Origin of the sequence: Tenacibaculum sp. MAR_2010_89 (assembly GCF_900105985.1) — a bacterium.
GTDB lineage: Bacteria > Bacteroidota > Bacteroidia > Flavobacteriales > Flavobacteriaceae > Polaribacter > Polaribacter halocynthiae.
This window is the reverse complement of record NZ_FNUB01000002.1, coordinates 58,170-84,573: the sequence shown is the minus strand read 5'-3', so window position 1 is coordinate 84,573 and position 26,404 is coordinate 58,170. Positions and strand designations below refer to the sequence as shown.

Sequence of the window (26,404 nt, the reverse complement as noted above, 5' to 3'; positions counted from 1 at the left end):
CGATGAGTACCCCCAAAGCAAACTCACTTTTTTATAAATTATTTAGTCTCTTATCTGTAATTAGAGGATATAACATATTAGTATTAGTAGCAGCCCAATATTTGGCTGCTATTTTTATTTTTTCAGAAAAAAAATCACTTAAACTTGTTATTTTTGATTCGCACTTATTTTACTTAGTTCTTGCTACTATTTGTATTGTTGCATCTGGATATATCATTAATAATTTTTACGATGTTAAAGCTGATAGGATTAATAGACCCATTAAAACTGGATTAGATTCTTACGTAAAGCAAGAAACAAAACTTTCTTTATATTTTTTATTAAACTTTATTGGCTTCTGTTTTGGCTGGCTTGTTTCATGGCGTGCAGCATTCTTTTTTGCCTTCTACATCTTTGCTATTTGGCTTTATTCCCATAAACTAAAAAAACATCCATTAATTGGTTTAGTAACTGCTACTATTCTAACCATACTTCCCTTTTTTTCAATTTTTATTCATTTTAAAAATTTTTCAAAAGTAATTTTCATACATGCTTTTTTTCTTTTTTTAGTTATTATGGTTCGTGAAATCATTAAGGATTTGGAAAACATTAAAGGAGCAATTGCAAATAACTACAACACTTTTCCTGTAAAATATGGAGAACGCAACGCAAAAAAAACAATTATTTTATTGTTAGTTTTAACATTAATACCTGTAGCTATTTTATTTAATTACCCCGCAATAACTTATATGAAATATTATTTTTATTTAGCTTCTTTCATATTAATTTTTGTTGGTTTTTATACCTTTAAAGCATCTCAAAAAAACCAATATCGATTATTACACAACATTTTGAAACTCTTATTATTAATAGGTGTTTTTAGCCTACTTTTCATTGACAAAACATTAATATTAGACAAAGTGGTTAATGTTCTAGATTAAAAATCAAATAATTAACGTACATTTGCCCGCATTTTAAAAAGCAATTATGAATTCAAAAAACTCGTCGAGAGGACGACAAGCTGGAAGTAACAGCAATCCTCAAAGTAAAGGTCAATTTAAAAAAGATTTTAGAAAACCAAAACCTACGAATAAACCTTCACAAAAAAAGAGTGAAAGCACGGGTATTCGTTTAAACAAATACATTTCTAACTCAGGTATTTGTTCACGTAGAGAAGCTGATACATATATTGAACATGGTAGTGTTACTATAAACGGTAAACTAGTAACTGAAATGGGATATAAGGTACAACCGAATGACGAAGTTCGTTTTGACGGTACACTTATTTCTATGGAAAAGAAACGTTATATTATTTTAAACAAGCCTAAAAACTATATTACAACTATGGAAGATGACCGTGGTAGAAAAACGGTTATGGAGTTGATAAACAATGCTACTAAAGAAAGAATTTATCCGGTTGGCAGATTAGATAGAAATACTACTGGATTGTTACTTTTTACTAATGATGGTGAATTAGCAAAAAAACTAACTCATCCAAAACATAATGTTCGTAAACTTTATCATGCTTCATTAGATAAAAAACTAACCATGTCTGATTTAGAAAAATTAAGAGGAGAAGTTATTATTGAAGGTAGAAAAGTTTTTATTGACGCAGTATCTTACGTTCAAGGTGAGAAGAAAACTGAAGTAGGTATTGAAATACACTCAGGAAGAAACCGTATTGTTCGTAAAATATTTGAACATTTTGGATACACGGTTACAAAACTAGACCGTGTTGTTTTTGCAGGTATGACAAAAAAGAATTTACCTCGAGGTAGATGGCGTGAATTAACACAATTAGAAGTTAACAACTTACAAATGTTATAAAATATTTACAAAAGTGTTGAAAGTTAAAACTTCAACACTTTTTTTTTAAAATAACAATCAAAAAAACCGAGCTATTACACTCGGTTTTTAATTACTGCATTTACCCCTTCATTTTAAATACAGCTAGAAAAAACTTTACTCAATTTATATTTTTCAAACACATAATTATAAAGCTTCAAAAGTAGTTCTACACTACCTTTATTAACTCACCCATAAAGGGTGATTTTAAGTCTCTTTTTTTACAGATATTTGTATCCCCATTTTAAATCAACATGCTGAAAAAAATAGCTTCTACAAAAAAAATACTTCTAACAACATTTGTAGTTAGTTTATTTGTAGCAGTTAGCTACTCACAACAACCCGTATACAAACACTATACAGCTGAAAACGGATTACCTCATGATATAACCTATCAAATTATACAAGACAAACAAGGACATATATGGATAGGAACTGATGATGGATTAACAAAATTTAATGGCTCTGAATTTACTAATTACACTTATGAAAACGGCTTACATTCTAATTTTGTAATAGATATTTTTGAAGAAAATTCTAATAAATATTTATTAGCGACTTGGGGAGCAGGTATACATCAATTAAAAAATGATAGTATTAAACTTATACCTCAAGAAAACAATAAGGTTACCAAAGTAAGAAACGTATATAAGCTTAATGATTCTATTATTTTTGGAGATTTCAGTAACAGTTTATACTTATACAACACTAAACGTAACTGGAAAAAAACGGCCATAATAATAGAAGATTCTATTCTCAAAAAACCTAAAATAAGTTTTAAGAAAGCTTCTAGGCAATCAAAATCATACTCTTTTAGTGAAACATTTCTTAATAATAAATTATTTTTATTTGCTTCTGGAAATAGAAATACTCCGAAAACCATTAAACCTTTAAAAGGAATTTTTGTTTTTGATGGTTATTCTTTAAAAAAAAATAAATACTCAAAACTAAATTCTAGGGAAGTCCATTCAATAACCATATCTAGTAACTATTTGTTTGCTGCTTCACACAACCATGTATTTGTTTTTAACGAAAAAAAATCACTGGTTTCACAAAAAAAAATACCTATTAAAAATGAAATAATAATTCAACTTAAAGTTATAAATCAAAAATTATATTTTGTTTCTAAAAATTATAAAGATGGTACACAAAAAATTTATATGTATGATTGGGACAATAACTTACTAACAAATCTTTCTCAAAAACTTGCTATAAACAGTTTAATTTCAGACTTTTTATTTGACTCAGGAAAAAATCTTTGGATAACAACTTATGGTCAAGGCGTATACTTTCTACCAAGAACTACTAATACTTTTTTTGGTAAAGAAGTATTTATTAACCCAGATTTAAAAGATATAACCAATACAAATAACAACTTAATTGTTTTAGCCACTAATATGATTTATGAATTCACTAACAATCATATTACATCTAAAAAAGTAGTACCAACGCATGCTGAAGCACTACAAATTAATAAAAGGAAAAGAAAAATCACCATCATTTCATCTTTATTCAACCCTAATCAAAAACATCTAGGAACAAATAATATATCCTATAAACATTCAAAATGTTTTAATTTCAACATTGATTCTACTTTAATTGAACTAAAGGGAAACCTGTTTAGTTCAACAAAAAAAGGAATCAATACAAAAACAGTTATAAATAAAATTCACGATTCCTACATAAGAACTGCCTCATTATATAACAATTCAATTATAGCATTATACGGAAAAGGAGGTATTATAAATATTACTCCTCCTTTTAAAAATGAAATTACTTCTTGGAATAGAATAAATAAAAAGTTTACTAACGGGGTTTTTAGTGATCTATTTATACAAAAAGATACTGCTTGGGTAGCAAGCAATATGGGATTATTTAAGGTAACCCCTAAAAAAACCATTAGATTTACAACTAAACAAGGATTACTAAGCAATCATATAAATGACATCCATATAGATTCTCATGGCGTTTTATGGGTTGCTACTCAAAAAGGGCTAAACGTATTTAAAAATAATTTATTCCTAAGTATTGAGAAAGAACTTGGACAACAGTCTACTTTTGTTACTAAAATCACTGAACAAAATAACCACATATATGTTACTGGCAACAGAGGCCTTTTTAAACTTAATAACATTAAACCTTTTTCTTCTCAATGCAATACTAAACTGCTAGTAAAGCAGAATAAAAGCAGCTTTTATCTTAATACTATTAATTACATTAACCCTAAATCAATAACCCTTGCCTATCAACTAAACAATAATCCTTGGATAAAAACATCAAGTAATAATTTAGATTTTAAAAACACAAAACAAGGCAAATACAATATTAAATTTAGGTTCAAAGACAACCTTAGTAATTGGAAATATTCAAAACCTTATCAGTTTAAAATAACCTATCCTTGGCATCAACAAACATGGTTTTATGTAACAATTACAGTACTACTTCTTGGTGCAATTGTATTACTATTAATTTATGTACTACAAAAAAGTATAAAAAAGAATAAAAAACTTAACAAAAACATAGAAGAAAAAGAGAAGCTACAAAAAGCGCTAAAAGAAGTTCGAAAAAATGTAGCTAGAGATTTTCATGATGAACTAGGAAATAAATTAGCAAGCATCTCAATAACTTCAAACTTATTAACAGATATAAATTACAAAAACGACAAAGAAACCCAAGAAAAGAAATTAAAACAGATTAAAAAAGATGCCGATTATTTATACCATGGAATGAAAGATTTTGTTTGGGCTTTAGACCATAAAAATGATGATTTACAACAGCTCCAAGTATATTTAAATGATTTTGGTGAAAGCTTATTTGAAAACTCAACTATTAGATTTTACTCCAATCACAACTTAAGCAATCAAAAAATAGAACTTCCATTTTATTGGAGTAAACAATTAGTCTTGATTTTTAAAGAAGCCATGACTAATTCTTTAAAACACAGTAACGCTACAAAAGTATTTTTAACCTTTAATATTCAAAAAAATATTTTAAAAATCATGTTAGAAGACAATGGAAAGAGTTTTAATATTAACAAGTTAAAACGAATAAATGGAATTCAAAACATGAAGTTCAGAGCAGAATCGTTAAATCAAAAAATTCATATCCACACTAAAAATGGTGTGAAAATAATTTTTACAGGAATCCTTAATAATCTAAAAAATGAATAAACTAAACATAATAATTATTGAAGATCACGAAAGTATTTTAGAATCTTTTAAAGAAATAATTAACTCTTCTGATAAATTTAAAGTTACGGGTGCTTTTTTATCTGGTGAAAATGCTATTGAATTCATCAACAATAAAAATAGTGCTGACATTATGCTTGTAGACATACAGCTGGGAGGTATCAATGGAATAGAAACTATTAAAGAAATTAAAAAGAAAAACCCTTCAATTTTACCAATTATAATTTCAGTTCATGAAAATTCTAAGTTTATTTTTGATGCACTATGTGCAGGAGCTGTAGGTTACCTTAATAAAAATATTTCACCAAAAGAACTAATTACTGCTCTAGAACAAACCTGTAGTGGAGGTGCCCCAATGAGCAGTAATATAGCTAGAAAAGTTGTAGAGTCTTTTCAATTACCACATGAAAAAGAATTATCAGAGAGAGAAAATGAAGTATTAACACTCCTTGCTAAAGGAAAGAGTTATGCTTCTATTGCTGACGAATTATTTCTTTCTATTAATACTATAAAAACACATACAAGAAACATTTACGAAAAACTTCAAGTTAATAGTAAAAAAGAAATCATGGATAAATATGGTAAAAAAACAAAATAAGCACTCTTATTTTTTATGATCTTCTCTTACTTCTTCTTCTCTATACTTACAACAAGGGTGCAAGTTATCATAATCTTCTGTAGTAGCTTTTATTTCTTTTGTGTCATGTCCTACTTTGGCCACTCGTTGTTTTATAGCTTTAAGATCAACTTTACGCTCATCAAAAATCAAACTTAAATCATGTGACTTAACATTCCACACCGCATACTTTACTCCTTTGGTACTCAATGCCGCTTTTTCTATACGTTTCTTACACATCATACAAACTCCATCAACTTTAAAAGTAGCTTTTGCATTCTTTTTCTTTTTTTGCGCTGACATCGGCACACTTAAAAATAAAACTGTAAGTATTAAAAATATTTTTTTCATCTGTATTAATTTAATTTTATAAAAGTTTATTATTTAATTTATTTTAAATCGAAGCCCCGTATAATAATTACTTCCAAAAATAGGAGCATACACTATTGTTGTATCAAAATTCGCCCCAAAAGGATCATCACTCCCAACTATAGGGCTCTTTTGTTTATAATTCGTAATATTTTCAGCACCAGCATAAATCTCAAATCTTTTTGAAAACACTTTAGTAATTTGAGCATTTAATAAACTATAACTTTTAGCAAATGCTGGCAATTGATATCGAATAGGATTACTTTGTGTATTCGGTAACCTTTGCTTCCCTAACCAATTGTAAGTTACATCAAATTTCCATTTTGCTCCATTACTACTCTCAAGAGTTTCATAAGAAACATTCGTAAAAAAACGATTTTTAGCCTGTAACGGTTTTGTTAAATTCCCTTTTTTATAGTCAGTAGTCACATCATATACTTTGTAAGCCACCCTTACATTAAAATAAGGCATTATATTTTGATTTACCTCTAACTGAAAGCTATTTGCAACACTTCTGCCCTCCAAATTATAAAACGAAATTTCTTGTGGATTTTCCCAATCAACTACTACCTGATTCTCAAAACTGGTTTGATAAAAATCTAAAGTAACATCACCTTTTTTTCCAAATAACTTATACCCTTGTAAAAAAGAAAAACCATAATTCCAAGCTATTTCAGGCTTTAAACCATAAATTCTCCCGTCATTACTTCCTATATTTATACTTCTTGATGATGCAAACATTTGTTGATTTTCAGCAAAAATATTAGCACTTCTCTTCCCTCTTCCAATTGATGTTCTTAGTACCCCTTTTTCCCAAGGTGTATATCTTACATGTAATCTTGGTGTTAAAAATGTTCCTAACAAATTATGATTATCAACTCTTACTCCAGCTGTAACACTAATATCATCAGAATTATCATAAGCATATTCAAAGAAAGCTCCTATAGCATTTTCACTTCTTTCATAATTATTATTAATACTTACTATTCCGTTATAATCTCCTACAAGCTCATCATAATTATCATACATAAAATTAATTCCAGTTTTAAATTTATGTCTAGTATCACCAATAATTGAATTAAACAACAAACTACTATAAAAACTTTGATGTTTAATATCATAATCTCTCAAACCAAAATAAGACTCTTGGTTATGATTACTATAAGCCATTTGAAATCCAAAACTTTGAAAAGGTAATTCTGGAAAAACGTACCCCAATTTAGTTGAGACTTCAAATCTTTTAGTAGCTATTTCACTTCCCCAAGCATTTTTAGTTCCCTTATCTAATTCGGGCTTAAAATTAACTTGTCCCAATTGTTTAGTATCTTTTAAATACCTGAAATTTGTAAAACTAACCCATCCTTTTTCTGCATCTGTATACTGCCAGCGATTCATTACATTAATTTGATCAGACAATGGATTATCAAGAAAACCATCACCATTTTTATCAAATCGTTGCCCTCTATGATTGCCATGTATATACAAACCTGTTTGCCATTTGTCAGTAATCTTTTGATTAAAATGAGTATTTAACTCTAGCCTTCCTCCTAATGCACCATATGCGTTAATAAAAAATTTATTATCCGAAAAAGGTTTAACCAGTTCTGTATTAATTTGTCCTGATATACTCTCAAAACCATTAACAACACTCCCTGCTCCTTTAGTTATCTGAATACTTTCAACCCAAGTACCAGGTGTAAACGTAAGTCCAAAAGCCTGAGAAGCTCCTCTTATTGATGGAATATTTTCTTGAGTAATCAATAAATAAGGGCTCGTTAAACCCAACATTTGTATTTGCTTAGTTCCAGTAAGTGCATCAGAAAAATTCACATCAATCGACGGATTCGTTTCAAAGCTTTCTGCCAAATTGCAACAAGCAGCTTTTAGCAATTCTTCACTATTAATAGTCATTAAATTTTGCGCCTGTAAATATGATTTTTGAGTAGCCTGTTTTTTAGAATTAATAGCTACTTCTTCTAAAAAATTTTCTTCTTTTAAAAAGTGATGAATAGGTTTTAAACTATTAATTATTAGTGTATCTGTTTTGTAACCTACAAAACTAACTACTAATTTTTTGTATTCTTTTTTATAAGGAATAGTAAACCAACCTTTTTCATTTGTTGTAGCTCCTATATCTGTATTAAGCCAATATACAGAAGCTCCATAAATTCCTAAATTATCTTTCGGATTGTTTTTATCCATAATCATTCCCTTAAAAGTATTTTGTGAGAATGATACTATTGTATACAGTATACAAATACTGAATATATATTTCTTCATTGTTGTTTTATATCATTTAAAATTTTGCAATAACTCTCTTTATTCTAAAAAAGAATTGCAAAATCATATGATAAAAACATCGTTCAACACTTGGATGTCTCGAATTATTTTGGGTGGTGAATAATTTTTATGAGGTATAAACTGCTTTTCTAAACTTTCAAATAAAAGTTTGTAAGAAATGCTGAAAGCTATAATAAACTTTTGTTGCTCAAAGGTTATTTTTTCATTTGCAGTTTTTTTTATGTCATCTTGCCCTTTTATATGAGCTAATTCATCTTTACAACATTTCTTTTTAACAATTACTGATTCTCCATTACAGCTTTTCTGAGTCTCTCCTTTACATGAATCAGCATCCCCTAAAAATGAAACATCAATTAAAAAATCACCACAAAAATGCTTCTCTACTGTAAAAGATATAGTAGAAAACACTAGCAATAAAGCTAGAAACAATGATGATATTTTATATAGTAACGATTTCATTTACAATGCAAATTTACAAAAAATTAGAAATATTTCTCAAAAACATTTCTTAAACCTATTTTTGTAAGTTTTTAACCCTTTTTTCGAATAAAGTACTGAATTAATATATAACATGGGAAATTTACAAAACTTAAAAAATAGAATTACAGAAATTTCAGAAGAAAATTCAACTAAAGAAGAAAAACTACAACAAATATGTGATTTTTTAGCTTCTGAAATCTCTTATTATGATTGGGTAGGTTTTTATTTCAAGAACGGAGATAAAGATGAATTAAAACTAGCTCAATATAACGGAGAAGAAACTGAACACACAATCATACCTTTTGGAAAAGGAATTTGTGGACAGGTAGCTGTGAGTAATAAAAACTTCGTTGTTCAAGATGTAAAAGAACAGACTAACTATATTTCATGTGGATGGAAAGTAAAATCAGAAATTGTAATTCCAATTTTTGTCAACAATGAAAACATTGGACAAATAGACATTGATTCACATACAGTTAACCCTTTTACAGCAAAAGATGAAGAATTATTAGAATTTACTTGTGAAAAAGTAGCTAGTTTCGTATAAAAACTCGTAAACATTTGATTATTAAAGTTTTTTTTACTTTCTTTGGTGAAATTTTATTAACAACTTTATTAACATTTTTAACCCCTTAAATTATGAGTAATAGAGATTTCCCCTCTTATGCTGCTTTGAGTGATAGTAATACTCAAACAAGATCACAACAAACATTTATAGAAAAATTCACTAATTGGTTTAGGAATTTTCTGGAAAATGCAGAATAGCAAACCTATTCTCCATTTTGTTGTTTAAAAACGCTATCTAAAGACATTAACTTTCGATAGCGTTTTTTTAATTAAAAAAGTTAAATACATTTATTGTAAAAGCACGTAGCTTTTAGTAATTTTGCGAGTTTAACACAACACAACAAAATGAACAATACAAAAACTATTAAATCTGCACTAATATCTGTTTTTCATAAAGATGGATTAGAACCTATAGTAAAAAAACTTAACGAGTTAAACGTTACTATTTATTCTACAGGAGGAACAGAAAAATTTATTAAAGATTTAGGTATAAATGTAATACCTGTTGAAGATGTTACTTCTTACCCTTCAATATTAGGAGGAAGAGTAAAAACACTTCACCCAAAAGTTTTTGGCGGTATTTTAAACAGGCAAGACCATGAAGGAGATATTGCTGAAATGCAAGAATACCAAATTCCTCAATTAGACCTAGTAATTGTTGATTTATACCCATTTGAAAAAACAGTAGCCTCAGGAGCACCTGAACAAGATATCATCGAAAAAATTGATATTGGTGGTATTTCATTAATTAGGGCTGCTGCAAAAAACTTTAAAGACACAGTAATTGTTTCTTCTATGGAACAATATGACGAATTCTTAGCAACTATCACAAACAATAATGGAGAAACATCTATCTCTGAAAGAAAAAAGTTTTCTGCCAAAGCTTTTAATGTTTCTTCTCATTATGATACTGCTATTTTCAATTATTTCAATGCAGATGATGAAGAAGCTGCTTTAAAGATCAGTGAAACTGAAGGTAAAATTTTACGTTATGGAGAAAACCCACATCAAAAAGGTTATTTCTTTGGAGATTTAGATGCAATGTTTGATAAACTTCATGGAAAAGAATTAAGTTACAACAACCTACTAGATGTAGATGCTGCTGTTAATTTAATGAATGAATTTAAAGGTGAAGCTCCTACATTTGCTATTTTAAAACATAATAACGCTTGTGGCTTTGCTCAAAGAGAAACAATACATCAAGCATATGTTGATGCTTTAGCTGGTGATCCTGTATCTGCTTTTGGAGGGATTTTAATAGCTAACACTGAAATTGATAAAGCAACTGCAGAAGAAGTTCATAAATTATTTTGTGAAGTGGTAATTGCTCCAGCATTTACAAATGAAGCTTTAGATATTTTAAAAGGAAAAAAGAACAGAGTTCTTTTAATTCAAAAAGAAATAGAGTTACCTAAAACTACAGTTAGAACTTGTTTAAATGGAGCTTTAGTTCAAGATAGAGATAATATTACTGACGCTCTTGACGGTTTATCTTATGCTACTAACAATAAACCTTCTGAAAACGAGTTAAAAGATTTATTATTTGCTTCTAAAATTTGTAAACACACGAAATCTAATACTATTGTTTTAGTTAAAAACAATCAATTATGTGCAAGTGGAACAGGACAAACAAGTAGAGTTGATGCATTAAGACAAGCTATTGAAAAAGCAACAAATTTCGGATTTGATTTAAATGGATCTGTAATGGCTAGTGATGCTTTTTTCCCTTTTCCTGATTGTGTAGAAATTGCGAATAAAGCTGGAGTAAAAAGTGTAATTCAACCAGGTGGATCTATAAAAGATCAATTAAGCATTGATTATTGTAATGAAAACAATGTTGCTATGGTTTTTACAGGAACAAGACATTTTAAACATTAATATTGTATTTGATGTAAAAACAACTCATATTTTTTATAAATTTGTGAGAATACATCAATTTTTAGATAAAACATCAAAACTTTATGGGGTTTTTCGACTTTATGACTGAAGACATTGCAGTAGATTTAGGTACTGCAAATACACTTATAATCCACAATGGCAAAGTAGTTATAGATAGCCCTTCTATTGTTGCTAGAAATAGATTGACCGGTAAAATTATAGCTACTGGTCATGAAGCCAATAGAATGCAAGGAAAAACTCATGAAAACATCAAAACTATTCGTCCTTTGAAAGACGGAGTGATTGCAGATTTTCAAGCTTCTGAAGAAATGATAAAGGAATTCGTTAAAAAAATTCCTGCTATCAAGAAAAAGCTTTTTCCACCATCTTTAAGAATGGTTATATGTATTCCTTCTGGTATTACTGAGGTTGAAAAAAGAGCGGTAATTGATTCTGCTCGTCATATGAATGCCAAAGAAATTTATTTAATTTATGAACCAATGGCTGCTGCTATTGGTGTAGGTATTGATATTATGGAACCAAAAGGGAATATGATTATTGATATAGGCGGGGGTACTACTGAAATTGCTGTTATAGCATTAGCAGGTATTGTTTGTGATCAATCAGTAAAAGTTGCAGGTGATTTGTTTACTAGTGATATTATGTATTACATGCGAACTCAACATAACCTTTACGTTGGTGAAACTACTGCTGAGAAAATAAAAATCCAAATAGGTTCTGCTACTGAAGATTTAGATACACCTCCTGAAGACATAATGGTACAAGGGCGTGATTTATTAAGTGGAAAACCAAAGCAGGTACAAGTTTCTTATCGTGAAATTGCAAAAGCGCTAGACAAATCTATACTACGTATAGAAGATGCTGTAATGGAAACCTTATCAAAGACTCCTCCAGAATTAGCTGCTGACATCTATAATACAGGTATTTATTTAGCTGGTGGTGGTTCAATGCTAAGAGGTTTAGATAAACGTTTATCAAGAAAAACAGATTTACCTGTTTATGTTGCTGAAGACCCTTTACGTGCAGTTGTTCGTGGTACTGGAATTGCTTTAAAAAATCTTGAAAAATACAAATCTGTATTAATCAAATAAAATCAGTTGATTATTTATGCAACAGCTTATTTATTTCTTTAGAAAGTATAAACACTTTTTATATTTTTTGTTTCTAGAAATTATAGCTGTTGCATTAATCATAAATAATCATTCTTTTCATAAAAGTAAATTTATAAGTTCTGCTAATACTATATCTGGTGGTTTGTTACACAAAATAAGTAACATTAATGAATATATGAACTTAAAAAATGAAAACAATTTACTTTTAGAAGAAAACACTTTATTAAAAAATAAGCTAGAAAATCTTTATTCTTTAGTTGACACTGTGAAAATAAATACTATAGTAGATTCTTTAGAATTCAATCAAAAATACTACTACATAAATGGTAAAATTACTAGTAATGATTACCATACCCCTTATAATTTTATAACAATTAACAGAGGCAAAAGCAACAATATTACTACTGAAATGGCTGTAATAAACAGCAAAGGAATAATTGGTATAACTGAAAATGTTAATAGTAAATACGCTAGAGTTCAATCAATTTTAAATAAAAATAGTAAGATAAATGTACGCTTCAAGAACAGCCATCACTTTGGCACACTTATTTGGGATGCTAAAGATTATAACACTGTTCAATTAATAGATATTCCTCGTCAAGCAGTTTATAAAATTGGAGATACAATTATTACTGGTGGTAAATCAACTATATTTCCTGAGGGAATACCAGTTGGAACTATAAAAAATGTTCCTGAAAAAATATCTGCTTTGAATACTCTTAATATAAAATTATTCAATGATATGAGTAATTTAGGAAGTATATATATTATTACAAATTTTCATAAGACAGAAATAAAAAAAGTGGAGAATTAAAATGAACAAAACACTTTACCTTATATTTTTATTCATATTCTTTGTACTACTACAAACACTAATCTTAAATAACATTCTTTTATTTGGTCATGTAAATCCATACATATATATAGCTTATGTATTTATATTTCCATTAAATCAAAAACGAATATCTTTTTTAACAATTAGTTTTCTATTCGGACTTTGTATAGATTTCTTTTCTAATTCTGGTGGTATTCATGCCTTTGCTACGCTTTTTATTGCATACATACGCTTATTTTTAGTTAAAACAATTTTTAAAAAAACGGAATCCGATTATCTTTTATTCGATTTAAAACTGGAAACATTTGATAAAACTTTTAATTATATAGCCATTTTAACAATTATTCATCACTTTATTTTATACAGTTTTATTAATTTTAGCTTACATAATTTTTCAAATGTTATTATCAATACACTATTATCAACTACATTTACGTTAGTACTGTATTTCTTAGGAAGTTTTATATTTAGAAAAAAGCTATCATGAAGCGAAGTTTTTTATTACTCTTTTTAATTACAGTTGTTGGCTTAGTTTATATTTTTAGACTTTTTCAATTACAAATCATTCATGGAAAAAAATCAAACCCTACCTTAAGTTCAACTGTTAAGGTCGAGTATGATTACCCTGAAAGAGGTTATGTGTACGATAGAAACAACAAACTTGTTGTAGCAAACCAACTTTCGTATGATGTAATGGTAATTCCCAAAGATGTAAAACCTTTAGATACAATCCAATTCTGTTCTTTACTTAAAATATCAAAAGAAAATTTTAAATACAGATTTAAAAAAGCTGAAAAATATGCTAGGTGGCTACCTTCAGTATTCCTTAAACAACTTGCAAAAGAAGATTTTGCTTTTTTACAGGAAAAGCTACAAAAATTTAAAGGTTTTTACATCCAGAAACGTATCATTCGTAATTACCCTTTAAAATCAGCAGCTAATGTTTTAGGCTTTATTAGTGAAGTAAATGAATATATAGCAAAAACAAGTGACTATTACGAGCAAGGTGAATTAATTGGTAAGTTAGGTGTTGAAAAACAATATGAAAAAATTCTTAGAGGTATTAAAGGTAAAAAATATTTTAAAAGAAACAACCTTAATAAAATAACTGGCTCATATAAAGATGGGAAATACGATACCCTCGCTGTGGCTGGTAAAGATTTAACTTTAACTATTGACAGTGAACTTCAACAATACGGTGAACAGCTGATGCAAGGTAAGAGAGGTGGTATAGTTGCTTTAGAACCCAATACTGGAGAAATTTTAGCACTTATTACCGCTCCTTCATATGACCCTAATTTGTTAGTAGGTAGAAAACGTTCTCCGAATTCTGTTAAATTATTTAACGACAAAATTAATATGCCCACATTTGACAGAGGTTTACAAGCAATGTACGCCCCTGGATCACCTTTTAAAATAATTAATGGTTTGATTGCTTTAGAAGAAGGTGTTATTGACGAGAATTTTTCTGTACGTTGTTACCATGGTTACAGATATGGGAAACGAAAAAATGAATTTATGGGGTGTCATTGTCGTATTGTAGGTCGCCCTATCAGATTAAAAACTGCCATTGCTAAATCGTGTAACAGTTATTTCTGTACTGCTTATAGGAAGATAATTGACAAAGCTGAAAACTCAAAAATTGGTTTAGACAACTGGAATAAACACGTCAAAAGTTTTGGTTTAGGTAATTATTTAGGATATGATTTACCCACTGGCCAAAAAGGGAGAATTCCAAATTCAAAACTTTATGATGCTCGTAATAAATTTAGATGGGGAGCAACCACAACAATATCAAACGCTATTGGCCAGGGAGAGGTAGAAACAACTCCTATGCAGCTAGCAAATATGACTGCAGCCATTGCCAACAAAGGATACTTTTACACTCCTCACATAGTAAAAAAAATAAACTCCTCTCCTATTAAGGATTCTACATATACAATTAAAAAATTCACAACAATTTCTCCACAACATTTCCCTATTGCTATTGAAGCAATGCATGAAGTATTTACTAGAGGAACTGCTAAATCTAGTCAGGTAAAAGGACTAGATATTTGTGGAAAAACTGGTACTGCGGAAAATTTCATACGCGTTAATGGAAAAAAAGAACAATTACCTGATCATTCAATTTTAATTGCTTTTGCACCTAAAGACAATCCTAAAATTGCCTTAGCTGTGTATATAGAAAACGGAGGATACGGCTCTACAATAGCTGCTCCTATTACCAGTTTATTGATAGAAAAATATTTAACAGGGAAAATTTCACGAAAGCATATAGAAAAAAGAATGCTTGACTTAAGTCTTAAAAGTGTATACGAAAAGCTAATTCCAAAAAAAGATACTATTGCGACAGGAACGAAATAATATATTTGCAGAAATTGATTGGATTTTAATCCTTCTTTATATCTTATTAGTAAGCTTTGGTTGGTTAAACATTTACGCAGCTTCTTCAAATGAAGAAACTCGTGAAGTTTTCAATTTTTCAGCAAGATATGGTAAACAACTTATATGGATAGCATTAAGTTTACCTATTATGATATTTGTTTTATTTTTTAACGCAAAATTTTATGAAAAATTTTCTAGCTTACTTTACTTAATTTCTGTTATTATATTAGCTGGTGTTCTTGTTTTTGGTAAAAAAATAAATGGGGCTACATCATGGTATAATTTTGGAGGTGTAGGACTTCAACCTTCTGAATTTACAAAAACATTTACAGCTTTAGCTCTTGCAAAGTTAATGAGTGACAGACAGTATAACCTAAACCTTATAAAGAATCAATTAAAAGCCTTTGTAATAATATTTACTCCTGCATTTTTTATTGCATTGCAACCAGATATGGGGTCGGTATTAATTTATTTTTCATTTTTTTTTGTACTCAATAGAGAGGGACTTACCCTTGCTTATTTTATAATAGGCGCATTATCTATAATACTATTCTTATTAACCATATATTTTGGCATAAAATGGGTTTTAATAACATGCTTATTATTTATTACATTTTACACCTTATATGCTGTTTATAAAAACAAACGTTTCCTAAGATTTAACATATTTAAAGTTATTTTTTTATATGTATTTACTAGTCTTTTTATTGTTGGAATAGGTTATACTTATAACAATATTTTAGAGCAGCATCAAAAAGATAGATTTGACATATTATTAGGGAAAATAAAAGATAACAGAGGAGTTGGTTACAACACCTATCAATCAGAATTAACAATTAGTTCAGGAGGATTAACAGGAAAAGGATTTTTACAAGGTGATAGAACACAAGGTAATTTCGTTCCTGAACAAGATACAGATTATATTTTTAGTACTGTAAGTGAAGAATGGGGCTTTCTTGGAAGTTCATTTGTTATAATTCTTTTCACTTTACTCTTATATCGAATTATCTTTTTAGCTGAAACGCATACCAACAAATTTGGAAGAATTTATGGATATGGTATTGCATCTATACTATTTTTTCATGTGTTAGTAAACATTGGAATGGTGATAGGGATTCTACCTACAATAGGTATCCCTCTACCCTTTTTTAGTTATGGAGGTTCCTCACTATGGGGGTTCACTTTACTTCTATTCATATTTATCCGATTAGATGCCCATAAGAAATATGACTGGTAACATAAAACGTTCTTTAGAGTTGTAAATTGAGTTTAGAAAACACAAATTCCACAACAGCTAAAGAAATTCTTCTCTATCTACTTTAAAACTACTTAGAGAAGCATATACTTCAAGAAAATACTTTTTAAAAGAATACCACTAACAAAAAAGACTAGAACTCCAAAATATTATAATAAAACATACATAACAAGAAAAGCGTTTTCATTTTCATGAAAACGCTTTTACTTAAAGTAATTTTATTTCTTATAAAGCTGCTACGTGCTTAGCTAATTTAGATTTTAAATTTGCTGCTTTATTTTTATGAATAATATTATTCTTTGCTAATTTATCTAACATAGAAACAACAGATGAAAACATCCCTTCAGCTTCTGTTTTATCAGTACTTGCTCTTAATTTCCTAACAGCATTACGTGTAGTTTTATGCTGATATTTATTTCTTAAGCGCTTAGCTTCGTTACTTCTTATTCTCTTTAATGCTGACTTATGATTTGCCATTATACTAAAATCGTTAATTGTTTATAAAAAACTTTGTAGTCCGTACGGGAATCGAACCCGTGTTACCAGGATGAAAACCTGGCGTCCTAACCCCTAGACGAACGGACCAAATACAATCTTTATGATTGCGGGTGCAAATATAAGATATTTTTTTATACCTGCAATTAATTCTTTTTAATTTTTAAAATTTTTAAGGTTTAATTTTTTACTTAAATCTTAAAAAACTTTGTAGTCCGTACGGGAATCGAACCCGTGTTACCAGGATGAAAACCTGGCGTCCTAACCCCTAGACGAACGGACCAAAACAATCTATTTTGCGATTGCGGGTGCAAATATACAAACTGTTTTCATATACACCAAACCTTTTTTATTTTTTTTAATACGCTTTAGCAAATAAAACTCTTTCTGTTGATGGTTTTCCAGTAAAAACACATATTCCATCCTCTTTTTTAGCATCATTCGCTATACAACGTATTGTAGCTTTTGTTAATTCTTTAATTTTATCTTCAGTCTCAATTGTCCCATCCCAATGAGCAGAAACAAAACCTCCTTTATTTTCTATAACTTCTTTAAACTCTTCAAAAGAATTAACTTCAGTGATATGTGAGTCTCTATAGTTTAAAGCCTTAGTAAATAAGTTTTCTTGTATCTCTTCTAATAATTTAGTTACATGCTCTACTAAATCTACTTGGTTAATTGTTTGCTTCTCAAAGGTATCTCTACGAGCAACTTCAACAGTTCCATTTTCTAAGTCTCTATTCCCTATGGCAACTCTTACAGGAACACCTTTAAGTTCATACTCAGCAAACTTTGCACCAGGCCTCATTGTATCTCGAGTATCAAATTTTACAGAAACTCCTTTACCTCTTAACTCTTTAACAAACACATTAACTCTTTCAGAAATAGCGTCTAATTGTTCTTCTCCTTTATATATAGGAACAATAACAACTTGGATAGGTGCTAATTTTGGAGGCAAAACTAAACCTGCGTCATCAGAGTGTGTCATTATTAAACCACCTATTAAACGTGTAGAAACACCCCATGAAGTAGCCCAAACGTATTCTTGCTTACCTTCTTTGGACGTATACTTAACATCAAATGCTTTAGCAAAGTTTTGACCTAAGAAATGTGAAGTTCCCGCCTGCAAAGCTTTACCATCTTGCATTAATGCCTCAATTGTATAAGTAGCTTCTGCACCAGCAAAACGTTCACTTTCAGACTTTGCTCCTTTAACAACAGGCATTGCCATAAAGTTTTCTGCGAAATTTGCATACACGTCTTGCATTTGTTTTGATTCAAAAACAGCTTCAGCTTTTGTAGCATGAGCAGTATGCCCTTCTTGCCATAAAAATTCAGCAGTACGCAAAAACAGGCGTGTTCTCATTTCCCAACGAACTACATTTGCCCATTGATTAATTAACAAAGGTAAATCTCTATGAGACTGAATCCATTTTTTATAAGTACTCCATATAATTGCTTCTGACGTAGGGCGTACAATTAATTCCTCTTCTAATTTAGCTTCAGGATCAACGCGTAACTTCCCTTCATTATCAGGATCATTTTGCAAACGGTAATGAGTTACAACAGCACATTCTTTAGCAAATCCTTCAGCATTTTTTTCTTCAGCTTCAAACAAACTCTTGGGAACAAAAAGAGGGAAATAAGCATTTTCGTGTCCTGTTTCTTTAAACATTCTATCTAATTCTGCTTGCATGTTTTCCCATATTGCATATCCATATGGTTTAATCACCATACAGCCTCTTACCGCTGAATTCTCAGCTAAATCGGCTTTTACAATAAGTTCGTTATACCATTTAGAGTAGTCTTCTGCTCTTTTTGTTAAATGTTTGCTCATAATCAAAAGTTTGGCATAAATATTGTTATCTTTTATGCGTAAAATTGTATGTGCAAAACTACATTAAAAAGCCTACAAGCCCAACAAAAAATAGTTTTTTGCAAAATCATTTAAATAATTTTATTGTTCTAACTTAAAAATAATAGACATGAAACCACAATACTTCAAAACAAAACCTTACATATTCATATTATCATTATTTTTAATAACCTCCTTTATTTCTTGTGGTACAATGCAAACTGTAAGTAGCAGTGATGGTATTTATGATGATGAAGTTGAAAGCACTCAAAACCAAGAACCTCAACGTAAAGTTGTTGTTATGGATACTAATGAATACAATAATTATAAGGAAAACTATTTTAGGAAAGAAGTTGAACGTTTAGAAAATTTAAATGGCTCAGATGTTTTTACTGATATTGAAAACTACAGATCTGATACTAGTGAGTACGATTATGAAGAAGATGTTATTGATGAGGAAACTCCTAGAACTCGCATTACTTATAATTCAAATGATCCATGGGGCTATAACAGTAATAGTAATGATGTAGTTATAAATGTAAACACATACCCAAGATGGGGATTCTATAACGATTGGGGTTGGGACTCATATTATGGATATAATTATAGACCATGGTGGCGTTCTCGCTTCTACAACAACTGGGGATACAATTCATACTGGCACCCATATAATTATGGTCATTACTACTCTGGTTTTTATGTAGGATGGAATAATAACAATTTTTATTGTCCTCCATATTATAGAAACAATTATTTTAACAATCGTTATTATAGAGCAAATAGAGGTGCTAACCCATATAGAGCAGTTACTTCTAGAAGAAATTATAGTAGTAGACGAGGGTATAGTGCAAGAAACACAACTAGATCAAGACGTTCATCGAATGTATACCGAAGAAGCTCAAGAACAAATAGAACAGCTAGTAGTCCAAGAAATGACAGAACTAGAAGAAGCTACAATACAACAAGAGGTGACAGATCAACAAGATCAGTAAGAAGAACTAGAACAAGACAATACTCAACTGGAGGGCATAAACCTACAAGATCAGTAAGAAAGACTAGGACAACTAGACAATATTCTACTGGAGGACATAAACCTACGAGAAGAGCTAATACTCGATCTACAAAAAGTAATACAAGAAGCTACACACCATCAAGAACAAAAAGAAGTTCAAATAGAAGCTACACACCTTCTAGATCTAGTAGTAGATCAACTCGCTCTTACACTCCAAGCAGAAGCTCTTCTAGAAGCTCAGGATCGAGAAGTTCAAGAAGTAGTTCTAGCAGCAGAAGAAGAAGATAATTTATTTAAAAAAAATTAAGAAACATGAAACGAATTTTAATAATTGCAATTTCGATTGCATCATCTCTTAGTGCCTATTCACAATCACTAGATTATAATGATTTAGGCCTTTTGTTTTCAAAAGATGATAATTATGGTACAGCAAGATATGAAGCTATGAGTGGTGCTTTTGGAGCTTTAGGTGGTGATATTTCAGCTTTTAGTATAAATCCTGCTGGTAGTTCTGTGTCAAAAATTAGTACTGCTTCGGCTACCCTAAGTAATCGAAATACAGATTATTTAACTTCGTATTACGGAAATTCTTCATCTTCACAAAATGATTATTTCAACCTTTCACAAGCAGGCGCAATTCTTTCTTTTGATACTGCGTATAATTCAGAATGGAATCGTTTTGCTCTTACTTTTAATTATAAAATTAAAAGTGATTACAGCTCTTTTTATTCAGTTAAAGGGAATAGCGGTTTCTTATTTCATAGCGAACATTTTAACGATACAAGTTCACCAAAAAATAAATTTGATGGTTCTATTGAACAAGGTTATTCTGTAGAAAAATCAGGACAATCAAGTGTTTTCAATCTAGGTTTCTCAGCAGTTCATCAAAACAAATTATTTTTGGGAGCCTCGTTAAATTTTCATGATATAGATTTAAGCAGAGTTGCTTTATTAAACGAAGAGAATGATGATGCTAATGGAAATATATTAAAAGCAAAAAACAGAATAGATTCTTATATACAAGGTAACGGTGTGTCCTTAAGTTTAGGGTTTCTATATAAATTAAATAAAAATATTCGTGTTGGTTTAGCCTACGAAACTCCTACTTGGTATGAAGAGATAGCAGAGGACTATAAAAATGACTTAATACTATCAGATGTATCTAATTTAGGAATAAACGGTGGAAGTGATTTAATAAGTGAATTATATATCTATAGATTCAAATCTAATAGTAGAATAACAGCAAGTGGAGCCTACATATTTGGTAAACAAGGATTGATAAGTTTCGATTACACCTATAAAGATTACCCAAATATAAAATATAGAGAAAATGATACAGCTTTTATTGAAGCTAATCAAAATTTTGCCACTCAATTTAGAACTACTCATGCATTAAATGTTGGTACTGAATGGCGTTTTGACAGATTAAGCATTAGAGGTGGTTATCATTATGAGAAAAACCCTAATCTTTTATCTGCTGTAGGAGGTAGTGTTAATAAAGATAATATCAAAGGGTTCTCAGCTGGTTTAGGTTATAATTTTGGTAACATGAAAATTGACTTATCATACAGAAAGTCTGAAAATTTAGAATTTCAAACATTATACAATTTAGGAGACATTAGCCTTAATAATAATACGAGTAGAATATCAGGAACTGTTACTATAAATTTATAATTATATAAAATTAACATACAGAAAAGGTCTTGTAGTATTACAAGACCTTTTCTGTATATATATATCAGTTTTTTACCGTAATTTTGCATTTCATTTATTATGACATGGATTCAATAAAAATTAACATACAAGAAACTAATAATGAAACTATTATTAAATTTGTGAGTAACACAATTTTAATTAATGGTGGAAGTTATGAATTTAACAATATAGACGAGGCTAAAAACTCACCGCTAGCTCAACAACTTTTTTACCTTCCTTTCGTAAAAAAAGTTTTTATTACTGCTAATTTTATCGCAGTTCAAAAATTTGATATTGTTCAATGGAGTGATGTTGAAGAAGAAGTTAAAGAACAGATTCAAAACTATATTCAACAAGGAAACCCTATAGTTAAAGAAGAAACAACTAAAAAAGACGCTACTGAAGTTTATGCTGAAGTAACTCCAAATCCAGCAGTAATGAAATTTGGAACTAATAAAGCGTTAACACAAACTGATGTTGAGTTTAAAAACATTGATGAAGCTAGTAAATCTTCTCCTTTAGCACAAGCCTTGTTTAATTTTCCTTTTGTGAATGAAGTATTTATTTCAGAAAACTATATTTCTATTACTAAATATGACATGGTAGAATGGAATGAGGTATATCAAGAAGTTCGTACTTTTATTCGTGGATATCTTCAAGAAGGTAAAAAAATAATTTCTGAACTTCCTAAACAACAAACTAAACAAAATGTTGCAGTTCCTAAAGAAAACTTATCCGACACTGAAGCAAAAATTGTTGATATATTAGACGAATATATAAAACCAGCAGTAGCTTCTGATGGAGGTAATATTGCCTTTCAATCGTATGACGAAAACTCAAAAAGAGTAAGTGTTATTTTACAAGGAGCATGTAGTGGTTGCCCATCATCTACCGTAACATTGAAAAATGGTATTGAAACCATGCTAAAAGAAATGTTACCTAATCAAATTAATGAAGTAATTGCTATTAACGGATAATTTTACACTTAAAATCATCAACTTTTTATGTCTGAACAAGTAAAACCATATAAAGATTCCGAATTAGGAAAAAAAGAGCAGGTAGCTCAAATGTTTGATAATATTTCTGAGGATTATGACGGTTTAAATCGTGTTATTTCCTTAGGTATTGATGTTAGTTGGAGAAAAAAAGTTGTTAAATTAATTGGAGAAAACAACCCTAAACAAATACTAGACATTGCTACTGGAACTGGTGACCTTGCTATAATGATGGCAAAATTAAATCCTGAAAGAATTGTTGGACTAGATATTTCTCAAGGAATGTTAAATGTAGGAAAACAAAAAATAGAGAAAGTTAGCTTATCTGATAAAATAAAAATGGTAGTTGGTGATAGTGAAAACATTCCATTTGATGATAATACTTTTGATGCTATAACAGTTTCTTTCGGTGTTCGTAACTTTGAAAACTTAGACAAAGGCTTAAAAGAAATACTTCGTGTTTTAAAACCAGGAGGAAAATTTGTTGTTTTAGAAACTTCAAATCCAACTAAATTCCCGTTTAAACAAGGTTATAAGTTTTACACTAACTTTATATTACCAGTAATTGGTAAACTTTTCTCTAAAGACAAAGTTGCTTACTCTTATTTATCTGAAAGTGCAAATTCTTTTCCTTTTGGAGAAGCTTTCAACAATATTTTACAAAAAAATGGGTTTAAGAATGCAAAGAATTTACCTGTAACTTTTGGGGTTGCATCAATTTATACAGCTTTAAAATAATATGTTTAAAAATATTTTATTATTCGTTTTACTATTAACAACATCATTAACAGCTTTTAGTCAGGCAGAAAAAATACTAAACCTCCCTAGTTTTGACAAACCATTATTTCATTATGGTTTTTATTTAGGTCTAAACAACAACAGTTATAAGGTTTCTTATAAGCCAAGCGCTATAAGTTCTCCAAACATAGAAGTTAGCTCATCTGTTGGTTTTAACGTTGGTTTAATAGCAGATTTAAGATTACATAATAATATCAATCTTCGTTTTGAACCAGGATTAATGTCAAATACAAAAACTTTAGTTTTTAATCACATTGGTGGCACAAACGAAAATATAAAAACAAGAGAAGTTGGAGCAACATTTCTTCATTTACCAGTAATTTTAAAGCTAAGCACAAATAGACTTAATAATATTAGACCATATGTACTAGGTGGTTTATCCTTTGATTATAACTTTTCAAGTAATGAAAGTAGTGATGATGATAATTTTGCAGGAAAGTTTAGAACTACTACAGGAAACTTCATGTATGAAATAGGAATAGGAGTTGACTTATATTTAAATTACTTTAAATTCTCTCCTTCTATACGTGGTGTATTTGCTATAAATAATGAAATTAAATACGACAATACATCTCCTAGTCAATGGACAGACCCAATTGACTTTCTTGGTACTAGAGGTATCTTTTTACATTTATCTTTCGAATAACTCGCATTACAATAAAAAACAAATGGCTTCCAAAACTGGAAGCCATTTTTTTTAAAAGAAAATTCTTCTCTTTTAACCTTATTAGATAGAAGTCCCCCGAAATCTATCAATTATATAATAAGACACCTTTATAATTAAAAAGGTCACATATTTTTTCAAAAAAAATAAAGACTATCAAATTTGATAGTCTTTATAGCGTAAAGTTTTTACTTTACTATTAGATAGAAGTCCCCCGAAATCTATCATTAATATTATCTATAACAATAGTTTATACTGTACAAATATATGGATATTTTTTAACATCTCATCACTTCACAAAAACTATTTTACTGTTAACCACATCTTTAATTGGTAATACAACATTACCATTTGAAGTATTAATAGTCATACAAATGTTATCAATTGCAGTAACTACTCCTTCTACATCACCAACAATTACTCTTTGACCAATACCTATATTTTTTCTAGAATAATAGCCAAACAACAATCTTGTTACCACATCCTTTGCTCCTAGTCCGAAAGCTATTGTAAACGCTAATAACACAGAACCAATAACCAATGTTAAATTACTTTTTATTACTGAAGTATCAACACCTGCCTGATCTAGAGCTGTTATAGATAAGAATACTACGATTAAATAAAAAGCAATGTTACCTACTAAATTACCTCCTGAAATTTCAAGCGATTTAAACATTGACTGAATGGCCTTTTTCACCATAGTTCCTAAATATGCTCCTGCTACAAAAATTCCAAGTGCTGTTAATAATTTTGGTAAGTAAGCAAAGAAACTTTTAATTCCTTCAGAAACTGCTACAATGCCAAAAATACTTGACCCTGCCATTACAAAAATTAAGATTAAAAACCATTTAAGTACTCCTAAAATTATTTTAGTTAAAACAATATTTATTGTAGAGTTTCCAAAAATTTCAGTTTTACTTAATTTTTTAGACCATTCATCTATTTTAGTTTTTGCTAAAGCTTTTCGTACGATATACAAAAACACTTTTATAAATAGCCAAGCTATTATTATAAAACTAATGAACCCTAAAACGGTAGGTATAGAATCATTTAGGTCATTCAATATTTTTTTAAAAGGATTGAGAATATTCATTTGTAAAAAAATCATAGTAGTATTAGTTTAATTATAACAGTTATTCAGTTTCTTTATTATCAGTTTTTTCTTGAGTTCCACCACCGTTTAATAAGTCAGCTACAACGTTAGGGTATTTTACCACAAATAAATCAGCTACATCTATAGAAAGCTTAATCATTGCCACATCATTAAGTACTTTTTCCTTAAGCACCTCTGGCAATTCTTCGTTATGTAATATTTTCTTAAATGGATTATCCATAATAATTACAACTCATTATACGTTTTTACGACTTTCTCTTTAGCTCGCTTCAAACGCATTTTAACAGCGCTTTCGCCTAATTCTAACACTCCTGATATTTCTTTAATACTCATATCATCTTGATATTTCATTAATAAAATCATTTTTTCAGAAGGTGGTATCATTTCGAGTACTTTAGCCAACTTTTCTGACTTTAACTCAAATAATGTGGTATCATCAATCTCATCAAACCCACTATCTTCCTCTTTAATTTGGTCAGTTACTACTGTAACTTTTTCTTTTTTCTTTGCGCTGTTCCTTTGAACATAATTCACGCAAAAATTATATGTAAATGAATATAACCAAGTAGAAAATTTAGATTTCCCTTTAAAAGTACGCAATTTTACAAATAAACGAATAAAAAGATCGTGCGTTAAATCCTGTGCTTCCTCTTTACTTTTAGAGAAACCATAGCATTTATTATACACAACGCCAGCATATCGGTCATATAAAATAGCGAATAAATGAGTATCATTTTTCTCTACTATTTTTTTAACCAGCTCTTCGTCACTTAATTTTGTAACATCAATACTTTTCAAAGGCTAAGTTTGATTATTGTTTGTTTAGACTTGTAGTAAAATAAGACACATTCTTTTTTAACAAGTCACTTTCTTATTTTTAACTCAATCAAAATTAACAATTCTTTAACGGTTATGGAATTAAATTTAAAAAAAATAATAACTTTT

Annotated in this window: 25 protein-coding genes and 2 tRNA genes; 17 read left to right on the top strand and 10 right to left on the bottom strand. The window is 29.4% G+C overall.

The features are described 5' to 3' along the window. Positions 1-2: 2 nt before the first annotated feature. The 4 genes from BLV71_RS00630 (at position 3) to BLV71_RS00615 (ending at position 5,610) form a co-directional block, all read left to right on the top strand. Positions 3-920 (top strand): geranylgeranylglycerol-phosphate geranylgeranyltransferase, encoded by a 918-nt coding sequence (locus BLV71_RS00630; protein WP_093868684.1) that lies wholly within the window; start codon positions 3-5, stop codon positions 918-920. A gap of 46 nt (positions 921-966) precedes the next feature. Continuing rightward, on the top strand, positions 967-1,806 hold the full coding sequence (locus BLV71_RS00625) for a pseudouridine synthase (RefSeq protein WP_176974317.1): 840 nt from the start codon (positions 967-969) through the stop codon (positions 1,804-1,806). Between the two features lie 272 nt (positions 1,807-2,078). Further along, positions 2,079-4,994, top strand: coding sequence for a ligand-binding sensor domain-containing protein (locus BLV71_RS00620; RefSeq protein WP_093868682.1), 2,916 nt, complete (start codon positions 2,079-2,081; stop codon positions 4,992-4,994). Continuing rightward, positions 4,987-5,610, top strand: a complete 624-nt coding sequence (locus BLV71_RS00615; protein WP_093868681.1) for a response regulator — start codon at positions 4,987-4,989, stop codon at positions 5,608-5,610. Before BLV71_RS00620 ends, BLV71_RS00615 begins: the two co-directional genes overlap by 8 nt. A gap of 6 nt (positions 5,611-5,616) precedes the next feature. Here the strand turns inward: BLV71_RS00615 and BLV71_RS00610 are convergent, their stop codons facing one another. From BLV71_RS00610 to BLV71_RS00600, 3 genes are all read right to left on the bottom strand, one after another. Continuing rightward, complete coding sequence (locus tag BLV71_RS00610) at positions 5,617-5,979, bottom strand: heavy-metal-associated domain-containing protein (protein ID WP_093868680.1); 363 nt, start codon at positions 5,977-5,979, stop codon at positions 5,617-5,619. A gap of 33 nt (positions 5,980-6,012) precedes the next feature. Next, a complete protein-coding gene (locus tag BLV71_RS00605) occupies positions 6,013-8,277 on the bottom strand; it encodes a TonB-dependent receptor (protein WP_093868679.1) in 2,265 nt (754 codons plus the stop codon). Positions 8,278-8,340: 63 nt separating this feature from the next. Then, complete coding sequence (locus BLV71_RS00600) at positions 8,341-8,757, bottom strand: HYC_CC_PP family protein (RefSeq protein ID WP_093868678.1); 417 nt, start codon at positions 8,755-8,757, stop codon at positions 8,341-8,343. 112 nt (positions 8,758-8,869) lie between these two features. Between BLV71_RS00600 and BLV71_RS00595 the strand changes: the two genes are divergently transcribed. From BLV71_RS00595 to rodA, 8 genes are all read left to right on the top strand, one after another. Beyond that, positions 8,870-9,325: a GAF domain-containing protein gene (locus tag BLV71_RS00595; RefSeq protein WP_093868677.1), complete on the top strand. Its 456-nt coding sequence runs from the start codon at positions 8,870-8,872 to the stop codon at positions 9,323-9,325. Positions 9,326-9,417: 92 nt separating this feature from the next. After that, positions 9,418-9,543 (top strand): hypothetical protein, encoded by a 126-nt coding sequence (locus BLV71_RS18775; RefSeq protein WP_255405063.1) that lies wholly within the window; start codon positions 9,418-9,420, stop codon positions 9,541-9,543. Positions 9,544-9,690: 147 nt separating this feature from the next. Then, entirely contained in the window at positions 9,691-11,223 is a 1,533-nt protein-coding gene (purH, locus tag BLV71_RS00590) for a bifunctional phosphoribosylaminoimidazolecarboxamide formyltransferase/IMP cyclohydrolase (RefSeq protein WP_093868676.1), read from the top strand. 83 nt (positions 11,224-11,306) lie between these two features. Next, positions 11,307-12,335 (top strand): rod shape-determining protein, encoded by a 1,029-nt coding sequence (locus BLV71_RS00585; RefSeq protein WP_093868675.1) that lies wholly within the window; start codon positions 11,307-11,309, stop codon positions 12,333-12,335. Between the two features lie 16 nt (positions 12,336-12,351). Beyond that, a complete protein-coding gene (mreC, locus tag BLV71_RS00580) occupies positions 12,352-13,170 on the top strand; it encodes a rod shape-determining protein MreC (protein WP_093868674.1) in 819 nt (272 codons plus the stop codon). A 1-nt stretch (position 13,171) separates the two neighbouring features. Beyond that, positions 13,172-13,678, top strand: a complete 507-nt coding sequence (mreD, locus tag BLV71_RS00575) for a rod shape-determining protein MreD (protein ID WP_093868673.1) — start codon at positions 13,172-13,174, stop codon at positions 13,676-13,678. Beyond that, the gene (mrdA, locus tag BLV71_RS00570) at positions 13,675-15,555 is read left to right on the top strand and encodes a penicillin-binding protein 2 (RefSeq protein WP_093868672.1); all 1,881 of its coding nucleotides are present in this window, start codon (positions 13,675-13,677) and stop codon (positions 15,553-15,555) included. Before mreD ends, mrdA begins: the two co-directional genes overlap by 4 nt. After that, positions 15,536-16,813: a rod shape-determining protein RodA gene (gene rodA, locus BLV71_RS00565; protein WP_093868671.1), complete on the top strand. Its 1,278-nt coding sequence runs from the start codon at positions 15,536-15,538 to the stop codon at positions 16,811-16,813. The genes mrdA and rodA overlap by 20 nt, the downstream gene beginning before the upstream one ends. Positions 16,814-17,056: 243 nt before the next feature. Here rodA and rpsT read toward each other — a convergent pair whose 3' ends face one another. The 4 genes from rpsT to proS form a co-directional block, all read right to left on the bottom strand. Beyond that, positions 17,057-17,308 carry a 30S ribosomal protein S20 gene (rpsT, locus tag BLV71_RS00560; protein WP_093868670.1) on the bottom strand — a complete coding sequence of 84 codons (252 nt, stop codon included), beginning with the start codon at positions 17,306-17,308 and terminating at the stop codon, positions 17,057-17,059. Between the two features lie 36 nt (positions 17,309-17,344). Then, positions 17,345-17,416: transfer RNA gene (locus BLV71_RS00555), tRNA-Glu, on the bottom strand. Positions 17,417-17,537: 121 nt separating this feature from the next. After that, positions 17,538-17,609: transfer RNA gene (locus BLV71_RS00550), tRNA-Glu, on the bottom strand. 75 nt (positions 17,610-17,684) lie between these two features. Further along, positions 17,685-19,163, bottom strand: a complete 1,479-nt coding sequence (gene proS / locus BLV71_RS00545) for a proline--tRNA ligase (protein ID WP_093868669.1) — start codon at positions 19,161-19,163, stop codon at positions 17,685-17,687. A 148-nt stretch (positions 19,164-19,311) separates the two neighbouring features. On the opposite strand from proS, the gene BLV71_RS00540 reads away from it, so the two are divergent. The 5 genes from BLV71_RS00540 (at position 19,312) to BLV71_RS00520 (ending at position 24,327) form a co-directional block, all read left to right on the top strand. After that, a complete protein-coding gene (locus BLV71_RS00540; RefSeq protein WP_143032739.1) occupies positions 19,312-20,481 on the top strand; it encodes a hypothetical protein in 1,170 nt (389 codons plus the stop codon). A gap of 24 nt (positions 20,482-20,505) precedes the next feature. After that, positions 20,506-21,867: an OmpP1/FadL family transporter gene (locus BLV71_RS00535; RefSeq protein ID WP_093868667.1), complete on the top strand. Its 1,362-nt coding sequence runs from the start codon at positions 20,506-20,508 to the stop codon at positions 21,865-21,867. 104 nt (positions 21,868-21,971) lie between these two features. Then, entirely contained in the window at positions 21,972-22,865 is an 894-nt protein-coding gene (locus tag BLV71_RS00530) for a NifU family protein (RefSeq protein WP_093868666.1), read from the top strand. A 27-nt stretch (positions 22,866-22,892) separates the two neighbouring features. Beyond that, entirely contained in the window at positions 22,893-23,621 is a 729-nt protein-coding gene (gene ubiE / locus BLV71_RS00525; protein ID WP_093868665.1) for a bifunctional demethylmenaquinone methyltransferase/2-methoxy-6-polyprenyl-1,4-benzoquinol methylase UbiE, read from the top strand. A gap of 1 nt (position 23,622) precedes the next feature. Next, positions 23,623-24,327 (top strand): type IX secretion/gliding motility protein PorT/SprT, encoded by a 705-nt coding sequence (locus BLV71_RS00520; RefSeq protein WP_093868664.1) that lies wholly within the window; start codon positions 23,623-23,625, stop codon positions 24,325-24,327. Positions 24,328-24,634: 307 nt separating this feature from the next. On the opposite strand, the gene BLV71_RS00515 is transcribed toward BLV71_RS00520, so the two are convergent. The 3 genes from BLV71_RS00515 to BLV71_RS00505 are packed head-to-tail and all read right to left on the bottom strand — an operon-like array spanning position 24,635 to position 26,257. Next, positions 24,635-25,453 carry a mechanosensitive ion channel family protein gene (locus BLV71_RS00515; protein WP_093868663.1) on the bottom strand — a complete coding sequence of 273 codons (819 nt, stop codon included), beginning with the start codon at positions 25,451-25,453 and terminating at the stop codon, positions 24,635-24,637. A 25-nt stretch (positions 25,454-25,478) separates the two neighbouring features. Continuing rightward, the gene (locus tag BLV71_RS00510) at positions 25,479-25,679 is read right to left on the bottom strand and encodes a hypothetical protein (RefSeq protein ID WP_093868662.1); all 201 of its coding nucleotides are present in this window, start codon (positions 25,677-25,679) and stop codon (positions 25,479-25,481) included. 5 nt (positions 25,680-25,684) lie between these two features. Further along, positions 25,685-26,257 carry an RNA polymerase sigma factor gene (locus BLV71_RS00505; protein WP_093868661.1) on the bottom strand — a complete coding sequence of 191 codons (573 nt, stop codon included), beginning with the start codon at positions 26,255-26,257 and terminating at the stop codon, positions 25,685-25,687. Positions 26,258-26,404: the final 147 nt, after the last annotated feature.

Coding starts and splice junctions, on each gene's coding strand:
- BLV71_RS00630 (WP_093868684.1), top strand. CDS start 3: ATGAGTACCCCCAAAGCAAACTCACTTTTTTATAAATTATTTAGTCTC.
- rpsT (WP_093868670.1), bottom strand. CDS start 17,308: ATGGCAAATCATAAGTCAGCATTAAAGAGAATAAGAAGTAACGAAGCT.
- BLV71_RS00510 (WP_093868662.1), bottom strand. CDS start 25,679: ATGGATAATCCATTTAAGAAAATATTACATAACGAAGAATTGCCAGAG.
- BLV71_RS00605 (WP_093868679.1), bottom strand. CDS start 8,277: ATGAAGAAATATATATTCAGTATTTGTATACTGTATACAATAGTATCA.
- BLV71_RS00625 (WP_176974317.1), top strand. CDS start 967: ATGAATTCAAAAAACTCGTCGAGAGGACGACAAGCTGGAAGTAACAGC.
- BLV71_RS00600 (WP_093868678.1), bottom strand. CDS start 8,757: ATGAAATCGTTACTATATAAAATATCATCATTGTTTCTAGCTTTATTG.
- proS (WP_093868669.1), bottom strand. CDS start 19,163: ATGAGCAAACATTTAACAAAAAGAGCAGAAGACTACTCTAAATGGTAT.
- mreC (WP_093868674.1), top strand. CDS start 12,352: ATGCAACAGCTTATTTATTTCTTTAGAAAGTATAAACACTTTTTATAT.
- BLV71_RS00520 (WP_093868664.1), top strand. CDS start 23,623: ATGTTTAAAAATATTTTATTATTCGTTTTACTATTAACAACATCATTA.
- BLV71_RS00515 (WP_093868663.1), bottom strand. CDS start 25,453: ATGATTTTTTTACAAATGAATATTCTCAATCCTTTTAAAAAAATATTG.
- BLV71_RS00610 (WP_093868680.1), bottom strand. CDS start 5,979: ATGAAAAAAATATTTTTAATACTTACAGTTTTATTTTTAAGTGTGCCG.
- BLV71_RS00535 (WP_093868667.1), top strand. CDS start 20,506: ATGAAACGAATTTTAATAATTGCAATTTCGATTGCATCATCTCTTAGT.
- BLV71_RS18775 (WP_255405063.1), top strand. CDS start 9,418: ATGAGTAATAGAGATTTCCCCTCTTATGCTGCTTTGAGTGATAGTAAT.
- mrdA (WP_093868672.1), top strand. CDS start 13,675: ATGAAGCGAAGTTTTTTATTACTCTTTTTAATTACAGTTGTTGGCTTA.
- purH (WP_093868676.1), top strand. CDS start 9,691: ATGAACAATACAAAAACTATTAAATCTGCACTAATATCTGTTTTTCAT.
- BLV71_RS00540 (WP_143032739.1), top strand. CDS start 19,312: ATGAAACCACAATACTTCAAAACAAAACCTTACATATTCATATTATCA.
- ubiE (WP_093868665.1), top strand. CDS start 22,893: ATGTCTGAACAAGTAAAACCATATAAAGATTCCGAATTAGGAAAAAAA.
- BLV71_RS00530 (WP_093868666.1), top strand. CDS start 21,972: ATGGATTCAATAAAAATTAACATACAAGAAACTAATAATGAAACTATT.
- BLV71_RS00620 (WP_093868682.1), top strand. CDS start 2,079: ATGCTGAAAAAAATAGCTTCTACAAAAAAAATACTTCTAACAACATTT.
- BLV71_RS00585 (WP_093868675.1), top strand. CDS start 11,307: ATGGGGTTTTTCGACTTTATGACTGAAGACATTGCAGTAGATTTAGGT.
- BLV71_RS00595 (WP_093868677.1), top strand. CDS start 8,870: ATGGGAAATTTACAAAACTTAAAAAATAGAATTACAGAAATTTCAGAA.
- mreD (WP_093868673.1), top strand. CDS start 13,172: ATGAACAAAACACTTTACCTTATATTTTTATTCATATTCTTTGTACTA.
- BLV71_RS00615 (WP_093868681.1), top strand. CDS start 4,987: ATGAATAAACTAAACATAATAATTATTGAAGATCACGAAAGTATTTTA.